Genomic DNA, 14,542 nt, shown 5'->3' with positions numbered 1-14,542 from the left:
GTCTTATCCAATCCAACCTGCGCACGAAAGAGCAGCTGGCGCGATTGTGTTGTTGGGCTCGGCGGGCAGAGGCGGGACATTGTCGCCCGTCGTATCAGCGTGTGATATTCGATGGCGCGCAGCCTGCCCAGGATTTGAAGGCGCGCGAGAAGTTGGCGACCTCGCTGTATCCCAGCCGGTGCGCGATCTCGGTCACGCCGAGGTCGGTCTCGTGCAGCAGGCTGAGCGCGCGGCGGTATCGGACCCGGGCCAGCACATCGCGGAAGGAATGACCCCGGACCATCAGACGGCGCTGCAGGCTGCGGGCGCTCAGGTTCATGCGCCGGGCAACCGAATCCAACTCGGGCGGACCGTCCAGCATGTCCAGAAGCACGCAGGCCTCAACCGCGATCATGAAGTCATTCGCCTCGGCCGCAGTCTGCGCCTGCACGTCGGCCCAACACAGCGTCTGGTCAGATCGAAGCGTCCGGGGTCGCAGGGTGTCAAGTTCGGCCGTGGTCAGGGGCAACGACAGCGCCGAGCGCCCATAAAGCGGCTGACTTTGCACCAGATCGGCAAAGCCAGACCCATGACCCCGGTCGGGATAGTCGATCTCGATCCAGCGGGGGCGCCAGTCAGGACCCAGATATCGCTGCACGAAATCCAGCATCAGCGGCACGTTATGATCGCTATGGGCCGCGTAGGTCACCGTTTTGTCCCGCGGTACGTGATAGCGCATGATCCCGCCGCTGCGCATTTCGATCAGTGTCACCGACGGGCCGTTCTGAAACAGCGTGATCGCCCGGCCCAAACGCTGAAGGCCAAGGCGCAAGGTGCTGGCCTGGCTTGAATATTCGAACCATGCACCGATCTCACGGCCCGTCATCTCAAGGCCGATCTGCAAGCCGAACTGCGGGTGGTCGGTAAACCGTTCGGCTTCGCCAAACAGCGCGATCATCGAGGTCATCGGAATGCGCAACGACAGGTCGTTCAGCAGCTCGATGGGAAGATCGGCGCGGGCAAAGGCGCGCTCGACCGCTGCCGGACCGGCACTGTCCTGCAGCCGTTCCGGCAATCCACCCATTCCGGCAGCCGTGGTTGTGACAAACCCATTCAATGGCATGTTCCCCCCCGACCCCAACGTAAGCCATTTACCTCGTTAGACAATGTTGCCGAAACTTCGGCGGTTGCAAGCAAACTTTGACCGCCCTCTGGCGTGAAATGACAAGAAGCCCCCTGCATCCGACGTTATGCTTTTCTCTGAATATGAGTTATGATCAAGCGGCCCGACAGTTTCGGGCCTTCCGGGGGGCGAAGCCATATTCACATCACAATAAATTCTGCCCCCGGCCATATTAGATTCAGGGAGATCACACTTTGCCTCTATTCAGTCAGCTTTTGAAACGGGCTGCGGGTCCGCTTGGCGGAGGCGCGCTTGCCCTCGCCGCGCTTGGCAGCCCTGCCCTTGCACAAGACAGCTCTGCGACCGATACGCCGAACTTCCTTGTCATTTGGGGTGACGACATCGGCTATTGGAACATCAGCGCTTATAATCAGGGTATGATGGGCTACGAGACCCCCAATATCGACCGCATCGCCAACGAAGGGATGCTGTTCACCCATGGCTATGGCGAACAATCCTGCACCGCAGGGCGGGCGGCCTTTGTCACCGGCCAATCGGGGTTCCGCACCGGTCTGCTGAAGGTCGGTCTGCCCGGTGCCAAGGAAGGTATGTCGCCCAAAGACCCCAGTATTGCCGAATACATGCGATCGAAGGGGTACATGACCGGCCAGTATGGCAAGAACCATCTGGGCGACCTGGATGAACACCTGCCCACCAATCATGGGTTCGATGAGTTCTTCGGCAACCTCTACCACCTCAACGCCGAGGAAGAGCCGGAAAACGAGGACTATCCCAAAGACCCCGCCTTCCGCGAGCAGTTCGGCCCGCGCGGCGTGATCCGGTCATCGGCGGATGGCTCGGTCGAGGATACCGGCCCGTTGACCCGCAAACGGATGGAGACCATCGACGAAGAAGTCACCGCCGGTGCGCTTGACTTCATGCAGCGCGCGGTGGATCAGGGCAAGCCGTTCTTCCTGTGGTACAACACCACGCGGATGCACATCTTCACCCACCTCAAGGAAGAAAGTCAGGGCGTGACCGGTCTGGGCGTCTATCCTGACGGCATGGTCGAACATGACGGCATGGTCGGTCAGATGCTGGACAAGCTGGACGAGCTGGGCATCGCCGACAACACCGTCGTGATGTATTCCACCGATAACGGGGCCGAGGTGTTCTCGTGGCCCGATGGCGGCACCACGCCGTTCCGCGGTGAAAAGAACGACAACTGGGAAGGCGGCTATCGCGTTCCGATGATGATCAAATGGCCCGGCGTGATTGAGCCCGGCCGCAAATCCAATCAGGTCATCAGCCATCTGGACTGGTTCCCGACCTTCATGTCCGCCCTCGGCGATCCCGACATGAAAGAGCGGATGCTGACCGAAGCCCCCTTTGGCGAGGAAAACGAGCCCGTCCATCTGGATGGCTATGACTTCATGCCCTACTTCCGGGGCGATGAAGAGACCGGGCCGCGGCGCGAGTTCATCTATTTCTCGGATGGCGGCGATCTGGTGAACCTGCGCTATAACCGCTGGAAAGTGGTCTTTGCCGAACAGCGGGCGCATGGGTTCGATGTCTGGCAGGAACCGTTGACCTTCCTGCGTTTGCCCAAGATCATCGATCTGTATTCCGACCCGTTCGAGCGGGCGCAGGACGAATCCATCGGCTATTCCCGCTGGCGTCTGGACCGCACCTATCTGCTGGTGCCAGCACAGGCCATCGTGGCGCAGTTCCTCGGCACGTTCCAAGACTACCCGCCACGTCAGGAACCTGCCAGCTTCTCGATCGATCAGGTTCTGCGCAACCTGCAAACAGCCGGAAGCCAGTAACGGCCCCGATCGTACAAAACATCATGGCGCGGAGCGATACCGCGCCATTTTCACACCAAAAGAGATTTCTGATGAAACGCTATGTTCTTGCCGTGGCGGCCCTGTCGCTTCTTCCTTTTCCCGCTCTGGCCGATCCGCTGGCATCGTGGAACGACACCGCCACCAAGGCCGCCATTATCGACTTTGTCGAACGGGTGAGCGATCCGAACTCGCCCGATTTCGTCCCCGAAGAGGACCGCATCGCGACCTTTGACAATGACGGCACGCTTTGGGGCGAGCAGCCGCTGTATTTCCAACTGATCTACGCGCTGGACCGGTTGCAGGAAAAGGCTGCGACTGATCCCTCGATCCTGACCTCTGATCTTCTAAAGGCCGCCGCGGCGGGCGATATGGCCACCGTTGCCGCCGGGGGCGAGGCCGGGTTGATGGAAATCCTGAACGTGTCCCATTCGGGCCTGTCGGTGGATGCGTTTCAGGCCGATGTGGCCGACTGGATCACCACCGCCCGACACCCTGACACGAACCGACCGTATAACGAGATGATCTATGCCCCCATGCTCGAGTTGCTGGATTACCTAAAGGCCGAAGGGTTCCAAACCTGGATCGTATCCGGCGGCGGCATCCACTTCATGCGCGCCTTTGCCAGTGAGACTTACGGTATCCCGATCAACCGCATCGTAGGCTCGGTCACGCCCACCAGCTATGAGGTCGTGGATGGTGTTCCAGTGGTCATGAAAGGCCCCGGCATCGCCTTTGTGGATGACAAGGCGGGCAAACCGGTCGGGATCGACTCGCATATCGGGCGGCGTCCGATCTTTGTGGGCGGCAATTCCGATGGTGATTTTCAGATGCTGGAATATGCCACCGCAGGCGACGGCCCGGCGCTTGGCGTGATCGTGCACCATACGGATGCCGACCGCGAATACGCCTATGACCGCGACAGCCATATTGGCAAGCTGGTGCGCGGGCTGGATGAGGCAGACGCCCGTGGCTGGGTCATCATCGACATGAAAGAGGATTGGGCGAAGGTATGGCCGGAATGAACGACACTCCCAACCCCCGTGCGCATATAGACGCCCTGCGCGAACGCATGGGTCAGGCCATTATCGGCCAGCGCGACGTGGTCGAACGTCTGCTGATCGGCCTGCTGGCCAATGGCAACCTGTTGGTCGAGGGTCTGCCCGGCCTCGCCAAGACCCGCGCGATCAAGGCGATGGCGAAGAACCTGGAAAGCGATTTCAGTCGCATCCAGTTCACGCCCGACCTACTGCCCTCAGACGTGACCGGCACGGATGTCTACTACCAGACCGACAAGGGCGGTGAGTTCCGGTTCGAGGCCGGGCCGATCTTTGCCAATATCGTGCTGGCCGACGAGATCAATCGCGCCCCCGCCAAGGTGCAGGCCGCCCTGCTTGAAGCGATGGAGGAACGGCAGGTTACCGTGGGCGGCACCACGCATAAGATGGCGCCCCTGTTCATGGTCATGGCCACCCAGAACCCGGTCGAACAGGAAGGCACCTACGCCCTGCCCGAGGCACAGCTGGACCGGTTTCTCATGCATGTGCTGATCACCTACCCTCCGGTCGATGATGAGGTCGAGGTCGTCCGTCTGGTCCGCGCCGAGGAAATCGCTGCCCAGAGCAAGGCCAAGGGAGGCGAAAAACCTGCGCCCATCCCGCAACAGGCCATCTTTGACGCCCGATCCGAGATCGGAGCGATCCATGTCTCGGACGCCATCGACCGCTATTTCGCCGATCTGGTGCAGGCCACCCGGACGCCCGAGGCCTATGGCGACGATCTGAGCCGCTGGATCGAGGTCGGTGCAAGCCCCCGCGCCTCGATCGCGCTGGATAAATGCAGCCGCACCCACGCCTGGCTGAACGGGCGCGATTATGTCGACCCCGAGGATGTCCGGGCCATTGCGCCAGATGTGCTGCGGCACCGGTTGGGGCTGACCTACGAGGCCCATGGCGAAGGCATTAGCGCCGATCAGGTGATTGCCGAGATCCTGATGCAGGTCGCCCTGCCGTGAGACGCAAATGTTGAATCGAAACGCCTCCCTCAGGCTGGGGCGCGTCAAACCTCGGCCCGCCGCAACCGAAGACCCGCGCGTGCGGGTGGACATCGCGCATCTGCGGGCGCTTGAGACGCGTGCCAAGGCGCTGCGTTTCCTGCCGCGCCAGCCTGCGCGCTCGGTGCTGAATGGCCGCCATGCCTCGCGCCTGCGCGGGCGCGGGTTGAACTTCGAAGAACTGCGCGGCTATCTGCCCGGTGACGACATCCGTGCGATTGACTGGAAAGTCACCGCCCGCGCTGGTGAGCCCTATATCCGCGTCATGACCGAGGAACGCGACCGCCCGACGCTGATCGTGGTGGATCAGCGCATGTCGATGTTCTTCGGCTCGGTCCTGAACATGAAATCCGTCACCGCGGCCGAGGCGGCGGCCCTGTCCGCCTATCGGATTTTCGATCAGGGCGACCGGGTCGGCGGCATCGTCTTCACCGACGACAAGATCGCCGAGATCAAACCCGCGCGCAGCCGGGCGACGCTGTCGCGCTTTATCGCCATTTTGGCCGAGGCGAACGGGCAATTGCACGCCGAGGCCCCCGAGACCGATCCGATCCGCCTGACCGACGTGCTGCGCGCCGTCGCTCGGATCGCACCGCGCGACCATCTGATCGTGGTGCTCAGCGATTTCGACGTGATTGATGATGAAACCGAACGGCTGGTTTCAGGGCTGTCACGGCGCAACGACCTGATCTTGGGGCTGGTCACCGATCCCTTCGCCAAGGACCTGCCGCGCGATCTGTCGTTGATCATCTCGGACGGCGCGTTGCAGGCTGAAATCAAAACGTCCGACTCGAAACAGCACGCAGCACTGACCGAGTTTGCCAGCGCCCGCGTGGCGCGGGTTCTGGACTGGCAGCGCCGGTTTGGCGTGCCGGTCCTGCCGCTGACAGCGGCCGAGGAAACCCTGCCGCAAATCCGGCATTTGATGGGGCTGGGATGAACGAGACCGAGGTCCCCACCAACACGTCGCTTGTCGACCTGCTGGATCAGCTGGTGGTGCCCGACCCTCCGCCGCCTGTGTCGATGATGCCGCAGACCGCTGGATGGGCGATTGCCGGCGCGCTGCTGCTGGTCCTGCTGGCCTACGGCCTATGGCGCATGGTTGTCCGATACCGTGCGAACGCCTATCGCCGTGCAGCTTTGGCGGAACTGACACAGGCCGGTGATGATCCCGCGCAGGTCGCTGCCATCCTGCGCCGCACCGCGCTGGTCGCCTATGACCGGCGTAGGGTTGCAGGGTTGCAGGGACCGGATTGGATCGCCTTTCTGGAACGCACCGAAGGTGCACCGTGGGACGACGCTCTGCGCCCTCATTTGTTGACCGCGCCTTATCGCGGCGCGACCGAGGCCGCCCCCGATCTGACCGCGCGCGTCGCCCGTTGGATCAAGGCGCATAAGCGCGAGGCGGCCTCATGATCCAACTCGCGTTTCCATGGGCCTTTCTGCTTCTGCCCTTGCCCCTGCTGATCTGGCGTTTCGTGCCGCCGCACCGGGAGCGCGTGACTGCGCTGCGGGTTCCGTTCTTCCGTCAGGTCTCGCACGCGCTGGGGCAGGAACCGCGCGCAGGATCGGTGGTTTTGTCCCGTACGCGGGTGCAGATGGTCGCGGCAGTTCTCTGCTGGGTGCTGATCGTGATCGCGCTGGTCGGACCCGAACGAGTGGGTCGCCCGGTCGAGATCGAGAAATCCGCCCGCGACATGATCCTTGCCATCGACGTCTCGGGTTCGATGGACACCGTGGATTTCACCGATGCCGAGGGTCAGAAACAGCAACGCTTCGCCGCCGTCCAAGACGTGGTGCGGGCCTTCGTTCGAGGGCGCGAGGGGGATCGGGTGGCGCTGATCGTCTTTGGCTCCAAGGCCTATTTGCAGGCCCCCCTGACCGAGGATCTGCAAACCATCACCGATCTGCTGGACCGCACGCAGGTTGGCATGGCCGGGCCGCATACGGCGCTTGGCGATTCTATCGGGTTGGCGATCCACACCTTTGAGTCCAGCGAGATTGACGAGCGGGTTCTGATCCTGCTGTCAGACGGCAGCGACACCGCCAGCCGCATGGACCCGGTCAACGCCGCCGAAATCGCCAAGGACAACCGCGTGACCATCATGACCATCGGCGTTGGCGACCCCGAGGCCTCGGGCGAGGACAAGGTGGACGTCAAAACCCTTGAGGACATCGCCCGCCGTACCGGTGGTCAGTATTTCTTTGCCGCTGACCAGACCGCGCTGACCGCGATCTATGCCCGGATCGACGAACAAAGCCCGCGTCAGGTCGAAACCCTGTCCTACCGCCCCCGTCAATCTCTGGCGTGGATACCGCTGGGGCTGGCCGCGCTGCTGGGCTGTGCGGCGATGGGATGGCTGTCACTGGCCCATCGGGGTCGGAGGGCGCAGGCATGAGCGATCTGATGCTGGCCCTGTCGGTGTTCCATTTCCTGCGACCCCTCTGGCTGCTGCTGGTGCCGGTGATCCTTGCGCTTTGGTGGCTGATCCGACGGCGACGGTCCGGTCGCAACACGGCGGCACAGGGAATCGCGCCGCATCTGCAAACGGCAATGGAGGTCGGTCGCAATCTGGCCCGCCGCATTCGCCCTATTGATGGTGTTGTCCTGACCTTGCTGTTGCTGGTGACGGCCGCAGCGGGGCCAACATGGTCGCGGCAACCGAACCCGCTGGTGGCGCAATCCGCGCCGGTGGTGGTCGTGTTGAAAGTTACCAAGTCGATGGAGAGCACCGATCTCGCCCCCAGCCGTCTGGAACGTGGTAAGCAGAAAATCCGTGATTTTCTGGACCTGCGGGCGGGGGCGCGGTCAGGGCTGGTGGCCTATGCGGGCACCGCGCATGTGGTGGTGCCGATGACCGAGGATGCCTCGATCATCCAACCCTACCTCGAAGGGCTTTCGGCGGACGTGATGCCAAAAGAGGGCGCGGATTTCGCGCAGGCCCTGAACCGCGCGCAAGGTCTGCTGGACGGCGAGGGCGGCGGCGCGCTGTTGCTGGTGGCTGATGGGCTTGACCCAGCAGATGTGCCTGCAGTGGAAAGCGCCCCAATGCCGGTGGCGGTTCTGTCGATGCTGCCCGAAGGCACGCGCGACCGGGGGCTGGATGCGCTTGGCAATCGAGTGATCGCGGTGCAGCCCGATGACGGCGATATCCGACGGCTCGACCGTACTCTGAACGCTGCTTACCGGCAGAGCTTGCTGGAAAACTCAGACGACCCATGGTTGGATCAGGGTCCTTTGCTTGCGTGGCCCGCAGCACTGCTATTGCTGTTGTGGTTCCGACGCGGTTGGACAATGCACTGGGGCGCAGCCGCAATAGCCCTGATGCTGGTGACACCGACACAATCTCGTGCTGATGGCATTGCCGACTGGTTCTGGACCGCCGACCAGCAAGGGCAGCGCGCCTATGATCGCAAGGATTACACCAGCGCCTCGGATCTGTTCACCGATCCGCTTTGGCGTGGCTGGGCGATGTACCGGGCCGGGCGCTATGCCGAGGCGGTGCAGGTACTGGACCGGGTCGAAACCGCGCAGGCGGCCATGATTCAAGGTCTGGCAAACATTCGAAACCGGGCCTATCGCGACGGGGTGCGATCGTTCGAAACCGCCCTGACCCGCGATCCGGATTACCCCGGTGCCGCCGAAAATCTGGAGACCGCCAAACAGATCGTCGCCTATGTCGAGGCCGCGCAAGAGGCGCAGGACACGCAAGACCAGACCGAACTGCGCCCCGATGACGTCACCTATGACAACGAAGAGAACAAAGGGCAGGAGTTGCAGGTTGATCTGCCGCAGGAAGATGCTGCCGCCGGGCTGCAAAGTGCCGAGCAATGGATGAATTCGGTCGATACCGAAACCGGCGATTTCCTGAAAAGCCGTTTTCTGCTGGAAGCCGCACAGGCGCCTGCGGAGGACGGCCAATGAAACCTGTATGCGTTCTGTTTGCCCTATGCATCTCGATCTGGCCTTTGGGCGCGATGGCGCAAGACCCGTTTCCCGGCTTCAAATCCAATGCCGAGATCAAGGCCGAGGAAGAGGCCCGCACCGACACCGAAACCGCGCCCGACGCGCCCATCGTTCGGGCCGAGATATCAACGACGGACGTAGTGCCCGGTCAGGCGCTGGACCTGCGTGTGACCATTCTGGTGCCGACCTACATGCCCAAGCCTCCGGTGTTTCCGGTGCTGGATCAGCCGAACCTGATGATCTCGGTGCCCGAGGGCGGGTCTGGCCCCGTGACCGAGCGGGTGGGCAGCAGCAACTGGTCGGGCGTCAGCCGGCGCTACACCGTCACGCCCTTGACCGCCGGGCAATTCCAGATCCCGCCGCTTGAGATCGGCATCACATGGGCCGACCCCGAGACCAACGCGCCCGTCGAAACGACATTGCCCCTCACGGCGCAGCGCTTTACCGCGACGGTGCCACCGGGGGCCGAAGGGCTTGATCCCTTTTTAGCAGCCGGGACCCTTAGCCTGACGCAAACCATCGAAGGGGGCGCCGAGGACCTGAAACCCGGTGACAGCCTGACCCGCACGATCACCGCCGAGATCACGGGGGCCAGCGCCATTTTGCTGCCCACGCTGACGCCCCCCGGCGCACTGACCGGGCTTGCAGCCTATCCCGACAGCCCCTCAGTGCAGGACAGCGACGACCGGGGGCAGATCTCCGGAACACGCAGGGAACGCACGGTGTATGTGGCCGAAAGCGGCGGCCAAGGCAGCCTGCCTGCGGTCGAATTGCGCTGGTTCAACACCGGGACCGGGCAAATCGAGACCGCAACGACCGAGCCCGTACCCTATGCCATCGACGGTCCCATCCTGTCGCGCGGCAGAGATCGTCGCAACCTGATCTATGCGGGGTTTGCCGTGCTTCTCGGAACGCTGATCGCCATCGGGATGACCCACCACAGCGCCCGCAAACGCAACACGACAAAGCCGCAACCAACCGAGGCCAGCCTGTTTCGCGATCTGATGCACACCGTCAAAACCCGCGACCTGCACCGGCTTCACGGCGCGCTGGACCGGTGGGCTGCTATGACAAACGGCCAAGACCCACGACGGCGCGCGGATGTGCAACTGGCGCTTACGAATATCGGTGCCGCCGCCTATGGCCCGCAAGACGGCGATCCCGCGCCCGCATGGGCAGCACTCGCAAAGGCCTTGTCCGCAGCGCGCCGGACAGGCACCCTTACCCACGCGGCGCAGCATCTGCCCGCGCTGAACCCGACCGGCACCGCCTGACCGACCAAAGGACCCCAATGCGCCTGCTCACCTTCGCCACGCTTGCCCATGCAAGCCTCGCCACCGCAGCTTTGGCCCAGACAACCGGCTATGTCGGCTCGGACAGCTGCGCCGATTGCCACCGCGCCGAGGTCGAGGCCTGGCAGGGCTCGCATCACGCCAAAGCCTGGACCGAGGCCAACCCCGACACCATCCGGGCCGACTTTGACGGAACCGAATTCACGCTGGGCGACATGACGGCGCGGTTTCGGATCGAGACCGACGGTACCCACCATGTCTCTGTGACCGAGCGCGACGGTGAGACGACCGACTATCCGGTGCATTCCGTCGTCGGCGTCGAACCCCTGCAGCAATACCTGCTGGAAACCCGGCCCGGCCGGCTGCAAAGCTTCGACGTGGTCTGGGATACGGAAAAGGCCGAATGGTTCCACCTCTATCCGGATCAGAACGTGCCACCTTCGGACGCGCTACACTGGACGGGGCCTTACAAAAGCTGGAACGCACGCTGTGGTGTCTGCCATGCCACCGGGTACGAGGCGGGCTATGACCCGGCCTCGGATACCTACCAGACCACTCAGGCCGAGATCGGCGTGGGCTGCGAGGCCTGCCACGGCCCCGGTCGGGATCATCTGGATTGGGCCGAGAGTGCTGGCGACCCCCCTTTGAATTACGGGTTCTCGGCTGACCTGTCGACACCGCAAGGGCTGATCCAGCAATGCGCCGGCTGCCATTCCCGGCGCGAGGCGTTCTTTGACGGCAGCCCCACACCCGGCACCCCCTATCACGACGCCTATAACCTATCGCTGCTGCGACCCGGCCTTTATCACCCCGACGGCCAGATCCGGGATGAGGTCTATGTCTACGGCTCGTTCCTGCAATCGAAGATGTATGACAAGGGCGTCACCTGTTCCGATTGCCACGATGCCCATAGCGCGCAGGTGAAGGCCGAGGGCAACGCCGTCTGCACTCAGTGTCACAACCCGGGCGGAAATCCACGCTTTCCCAGCCTGCCGCTAGCCGAATTCGACAGCCCCGCCCATCATCATCACCCAGAAGGCAGCGCCGGGGCGCAATGTAAATCCTGCCACATGACCGAGCAGGTCTATATGGGCAATGACTGGCGCGCTGATCATTCCTTCCGCATCCCCCGCCCCGACCTGAGCGCCGAGACCAGCGCGCCGGATGCCTGCACCAGCTGCCACACCGATCAGAGCGCGGACTGGGCTGCAGCAAAGCTGCGCGACTGGTTCCCCGACAGCACCAATCGCAGGCCGCATTTCGGGCAGGTTCTGGCGCGGGCGCAGACCAACCCCACGCTGGCCTCGGACGATCTGGTAGAGCTGGCCCGCAGTGTCAGCAGCCCTGGGCTGATCCGAGCGACCGCCATCTGGCTGATCGGCCAGACCGGCGACCCTGAACAGATCGGGCGTATCTCGGATCTGGTCAATGCGGCCGACCCCGTAATCCGATCCGCCACCGTCGAAGCCATGCGCAGCCTGCCCGGGCACGAACGCGTACAGCAGGTGTTGCCCATGCTGGACGACCCCAACCGCAATGTCCGCATCGCGGCTGCGCGTGGGCTCTATAATGCGCCGATCGCGCATATGCCCGACAAGATCGCGGCCTCGTTCCGTTCGGCGATTGGCGAGTGGCAGGGCGCTATGGCCGCTCGGCTGGACTTTCCCGAAACCCATCTGCAACTGGGCGGCTTTGCGCTGACCACCCGCAACCTGCCCGCCGCCGATCAGGCCTTTGCCCGCGCAGTCGAACTGGACCCCAAGCTGGTCGACGCCTGGATCATGCGCATCCGCATCGCAGCGGTGTCCGGGCATAAGGAAAAGGTCGACGAACTCATCTCAGCAGCCAGCAGCGCCAATCCCGGAGACCTTGCGCTGGACAGCTTCATTGCAGACCTGACCGGCACCGAATTGAACCTGCTGCCCCCGCCCGCGGACCCCGATCAGTAGGCTCGCCTGCCGTCTTTCAGGCACAGCATCCCCGAGGGCCAGACAGCCGTCTTCGGTAAAAACTCATCGCGCCAGCGCCAGGATCACGATCCCGATCGCTACGGTAATCGCCGCAGCGAGCCTGTTGGATTTCGGGCCTTCTCCGAACCACATGACACCGATGATCGACGCGAAGATAACGGAACTCTCGCGCAGAGCGGATACAACGCCCAAGGGTGCAATAGTCTTGGCATACAAGACCAACCCATAAGCAAGCCCCGAGATAACCCCTCCCACCAAGCCAGCCCAGACATAACGCCTTGGCAAAACAACAAGTCGTTGCCAGCGCGTGGTGAAAATAAATGCGGCCACGAATATCTCGGCTACAAATAATAGCGCGATATAGCCCAGCGTGTTTTCGGACAGTCTTATGCCAATGCCATCGACAATCGAATAAGACGCAATCATCAGACCGGTGCCGAGCGCTGCGGCGATTGCGACCCAATTGGTGTGTTTACCCAATCCGGCAAGGGCCAGGAACCCGATACCCACCGAGATGCACAGAATTCCAATCCATGCACCAGTCGACAGAAACTCTTTCGCGAAAAAGATCGCGCCCAATGCGACCAGAATCGGCGTTATTCCCCGTGAGATCGGATATACCACCGACAGATCGCCATGCTTGTAGGCCGCGTTCAGAAACCAATAGTACCCCCAATGGATCAGGGTCGAGGCGACGATGAACGGAAACGCCGCCCAGACCGGCAGGCCCAGGAACGGCAATGCAAACAGCGCTGGTACGGCATGGCCCAGCGACACCAGCCCCAAAACGATGGCCTTGTCGGGCGCGCCTTTGACAATGGCGTTCCACGACGCGTGAAGAAGTGCCGCCGTCAGAACGATCAGCGCAATCGAGAGCGTCAAGCTTGGGCCTTTATCGCCGCAATGACGATGTCCAGTGCCCGATCCAGATCATCCCGCGAGATGGTCAGCGGCGGCGACAGCGTCAGCACGCAGCCCTGACTGATCTTGAAACTTACCCCCGCGTTCAGGCAGTCATAGTAGATGCGCTCTGCATTGGCATTGTCAGCCTCGCGCGTGCTGCGGCTTTTGACGATCTCGACGCCGAACATCAGGCCGCGTCCACGAATATCTCCCGCGATCTCGACCTGTGCCAGTTCGCTTTGCAGCCGTCCCATCGCATGAGCGCCCAGTTCGGCGGCGCGGTCCACCAGACCTTCATCCTCGATGATCTGGATCGTGGTCAGAGCCGCACGCGCGGTGACAGGGTTCTTTTCGTGGGTGTAGTGCCCGATGGCAAAATCACCGCAGACATCCAGGTCGCGGCGGGCGACGCAGGCGGCGATGGGCAGGATGCCTCCGCCCAACGACTTACCCAGGGTGACGATGTCGGGCACGATCTCATCATGCTCAAAGGCGAACATCTTGCCGGTTTTGCCCAGACCGGTGGGAATCTCATCCATGATCAGCAGCGCGCCGTGCCGGTTGCAGGCCTCACGCACCGATTTCCAGAACCCCGCCGGGGGCACATAAGGCACGGCGCGCATGGGCTCTGCAATCACAGCGGCCACATCGCCCTCCCGCTCCAAGGCGAATTCGACCATCTTGGCGCAAGCCAGACCGCAGGTTTCAGGCCCGGCGTGGTTATAGGGGCAACGATAGCAGGCGAAGGGCGCAACATGCTCGGCCCCCGGCATCAGAGGGCCTGCGATATGGCTGCGGAACGTGGCCTCGCCACCAACCGAGGCCGCACCAAAGCCCGCCCCGTGGAACGCGTCCCAGAAGCTGACGGTCTTGAACCGGCCCGTTGCCGCGCGCGCGATCTTCAGCGCCACCTCATTGGCGTCTGACCCACCGGTTGTGAACAAGGTCTTGCACAGATCACCCGGCGCGATCTCGGCCAGTTTCTCGGCCAGTTCCACCGCCGGATCATTGGTGAAGCGGCGCGGCGCGAACGGTAGATCATCCAGCTGCGCTTTGATCGCCTCGACAAGACGCGGGTGACCATAACCGATGTGGTGGACCGAATTGCCATGGAAATCCATGTAGCGGCGGCCATCCATATCCTCGATCCAGATGCCTTCAGCCTTAGCGATGGTACTGACGCAGGGGCTGGACAGGCTTTGGTGCAAAAACGCGTCTGAGTCCCGTTTCAGCAACGGTGCAGAGCGTGGGCCAATCGACGACTTCAACCACGATTTGCGCGCATCCGAGGTGTTGGACTCACCTTCGGTGTGGGTGATGCTGACTGACATATGATCCTCGATTCTGGCTTGCATTCGCTGAAATCAAAAGCGCGAGGCCCTTCTTTCGGGCCCCGCGTATCGGGGAGAAA

At 62.7% G+C, this 14,542-nt stretch carries 12 protein-coding genes; 9 read left to right on the top strand and 3 right to left on the bottom strand.

What is annotated here, in order from left to right:
• Window positions 1–94: 94 nt before the first annotated feature.
• The gene (locus ACR0J1_RS13500; protein ID WP_480733514.1) at window positions 95–1,102 is read right to left on the bottom strand and encodes a helix-turn-helix domain-containing protein; all 1,008 of its coding nucleotides are present in this window, start codon (window positions 1,100–1,102) and stop codon (window positions 95–97) included.
• Window positions 1,103–1,356: 254 nt separating this feature from the next.
• On the opposite strand from ACR0J1_RS13500, the gene ACR0J1_RS13495 reads away from it, so the two are divergent.
• The 9 genes from ACR0J1_RS13495 (at window position 1,357) to ACR0J1_RS13455 (ending at window position 12,207) form a co-directional block, all read left to right on the top strand.
• A complete protein-coding gene (locus ACR0J1_RS13495; RefSeq protein ID WP_480733515.1) occupies window positions 1,357–2,928 on the top strand; it encodes an arylsulfatase in 1,572 nt (523 codons plus the stop codon).
• A gap of 71 nt (window positions 2,929–2,999) precedes the next feature.
• The gene (locus ACR0J1_RS13490) at window positions 3,000–3,971 is read left to right on the top strand and encodes an HAD family hydrolase (RefSeq protein WP_480733516.1); all 972 of its coding nucleotides are present in this window, start codon (window positions 3,000–3,002) and stop codon (window positions 3,969–3,971) included.
• Window positions 3,959–4,960, top strand: coding sequence for an AAA family ATPase (locus ACR0J1_RS13485; RefSeq protein ID WP_480733517.1), 1,002 nt, complete (start codon window positions 3,959–3,961; stop codon window positions 4,958–4,960). The genes ACR0J1_RS13490 and ACR0J1_RS13485 overlap by 13 nt, the downstream gene beginning before the upstream one ends.
• A gap of 7 nt (window positions 4,961–4,967) precedes the next feature.
• Window positions 4,968–5,939, top strand: coding sequence for a DUF58 domain-containing protein (locus ACR0J1_RS13480; protein WP_480733518.1), 972 nt, complete (start codon window positions 4,968–4,970; stop codon window positions 5,937–5,939).
• Window positions 5,936–6,415, top strand: coding sequence for a DUF4381 domain-containing protein (locus ACR0J1_RS13475; protein ID WP_480733519.1), 480 nt, complete (start codon window positions 5,936–5,938; stop codon window positions 6,413–6,415). Before ACR0J1_RS13480 ends, ACR0J1_RS13475 begins: the two co-directional genes overlap by 4 nt.
• Window positions 6,412–7,398: a VWA domain-containing protein gene (locus tag ACR0J1_RS13470; RefSeq protein WP_480733520.1), complete on the top strand. Its 987-nt coding sequence runs from the start codon at window positions 6,412–6,414 to the stop codon at window positions 7,396–7,398. Before ACR0J1_RS13475 ends, ACR0J1_RS13470 begins: the two co-directional genes overlap by 4 nt.
• Window positions 7,395–8,924 carry a VWA domain-containing protein gene (locus ACR0J1_RS13465; RefSeq protein ID WP_480733521.1) on the top strand — a complete coding sequence of 510 codons (1,530 nt, stop codon included), beginning with the start codon at window positions 7,395–7,397 and terminating at the stop codon, window positions 8,922–8,924. The genes ACR0J1_RS13470 and ACR0J1_RS13465 overlap by 4 nt, the downstream gene beginning before the upstream one ends.
• The gene (locus ACR0J1_RS13460) at window positions 8,921–10,240 is read left to right on the top strand and encodes a hypothetical protein (protein ID WP_480733522.1); all 1,320 of its coding nucleotides are present in this window, start codon (window positions 8,921–8,923) and stop codon (window positions 10,238–10,240) included. The genes ACR0J1_RS13465 and ACR0J1_RS13460 overlap by 4 nt, the downstream gene beginning before the upstream one ends.
• A gap of 17 nt (window positions 10,241–10,257) precedes the next feature.
• Window positions 10,258–12,207: a multiheme c-type cytochrome gene (locus ACR0J1_RS13455; protein ID WP_480733523.1), complete on the top strand. Its 1,950-nt coding sequence runs from the start codon at window positions 10,258–10,260 to the stop codon at window positions 12,205–12,207.
• 63 nt (window positions 12,208–12,270) lie between these two features.
• Here the strand turns inward: ACR0J1_RS13455 and ACR0J1_RS13450 are convergent, their stop codons facing one another.
• Together ACR0J1_RS13450 and pbfA are read right to left on the bottom strand one after the other, a co-directional pair.
• Window positions 12,271–13,110, bottom strand: a complete 840-nt coding sequence (locus ACR0J1_RS13450; protein WP_480733524.1) for an EamA family transporter — start codon at window positions 13,108–13,110, stop codon at window positions 12,271–12,273.
• The gene (pbfA, locus tag ACR0J1_RS13445) at window positions 13,107–14,462 is read right to left on the bottom strand and encodes a (R)-1-hydroxy-2-aminoethylphosphonate ammonia-lyase (RefSeq protein ID WP_480733525.1); all 1,356 of its coding nucleotides are present in this window, start codon (window positions 14,460–14,462) and stop codon (window positions 13,107–13,109) included. The genes ACR0J1_RS13450 and pbfA overlap by 4 nt, the downstream gene beginning before the upstream one ends.
• Window positions 14,463–14,542 lie beyond the last annotated feature (80 nt).

It is taken from the genome of Ruegeria sp. CJ3 (assembly GCF_056536725.1).
The sequence above is the reverse complement of the archived record's forward strand: the minus strand, read 5'-3'. Positions and strand labels throughout refer to the sequence as shown.

Coding starts and splice junctions, on each gene's coding strand:
- ACR0J1_RS13500 (WP_480733514.1), bottom strand. CDS start 1,102: ATGCCATTGAATGGGTTTGTCACAACCACGGCTGCCGGAATGGGTGGA.
- ACR0J1_RS13490 (WP_480733516.1), top strand. CDS start 3,000: ATGAAACGCTATGTTCTTGCCGTGGCGGCCCTGTCGCTTCTTCCTTTT.
- ACR0J1_RS13485 (WP_480733517.1), top strand. CDS start 3,959: ATGGCCGGAATGAACGACACTCCCAACCCCCGTGCGCATATAGACGCC.
- ACR0J1_RS13480 (WP_480733518.1), top strand. CDS start 4,968: ATGTTGAATCGAAACGCCTCCCTCAGGCTGGGGCGCGTCAAACCTCGG.
- ACR0J1_RS13475 (WP_480733519.1), top strand. CDS start 5,936: ATGAACGAGACCGAGGTCCCCACCAACACGTCGCTTGTCGACCTGCTG.
- ACR0J1_RS13470 (WP_480733520.1), top strand. CDS start 6,412: ATGATCCAACTCGCGTTTCCATGGGCCTTTCTGCTTCTGCCCTTGCCC.
- ACR0J1_RS13465 (WP_480733521.1), top strand. CDS start 7,395: ATGAGCGATCTGATGCTGGCCCTGTCGGTGTTCCATTTCCTGCGACCC.
- ACR0J1_RS13460 (WP_480733522.1), top strand. CDS start 8,921: ATGAAACCTGTATGCGTTCTGTTTGCCCTATGCATCTCGATCTGGCCT.
- ACR0J1_RS13455 (WP_480733523.1), top strand. CDS start 10,258: ATGCGCCTGCTCACCTTCGCCACGCTTGCCCATGCAAGCCTCGCCACC.
- pbfA (WP_480733525.1), bottom strand. CDS start 14,462: ATGTCAGTCAGCATCACCCACACCGAAGGTGAGTCCAACACCTCGGAT.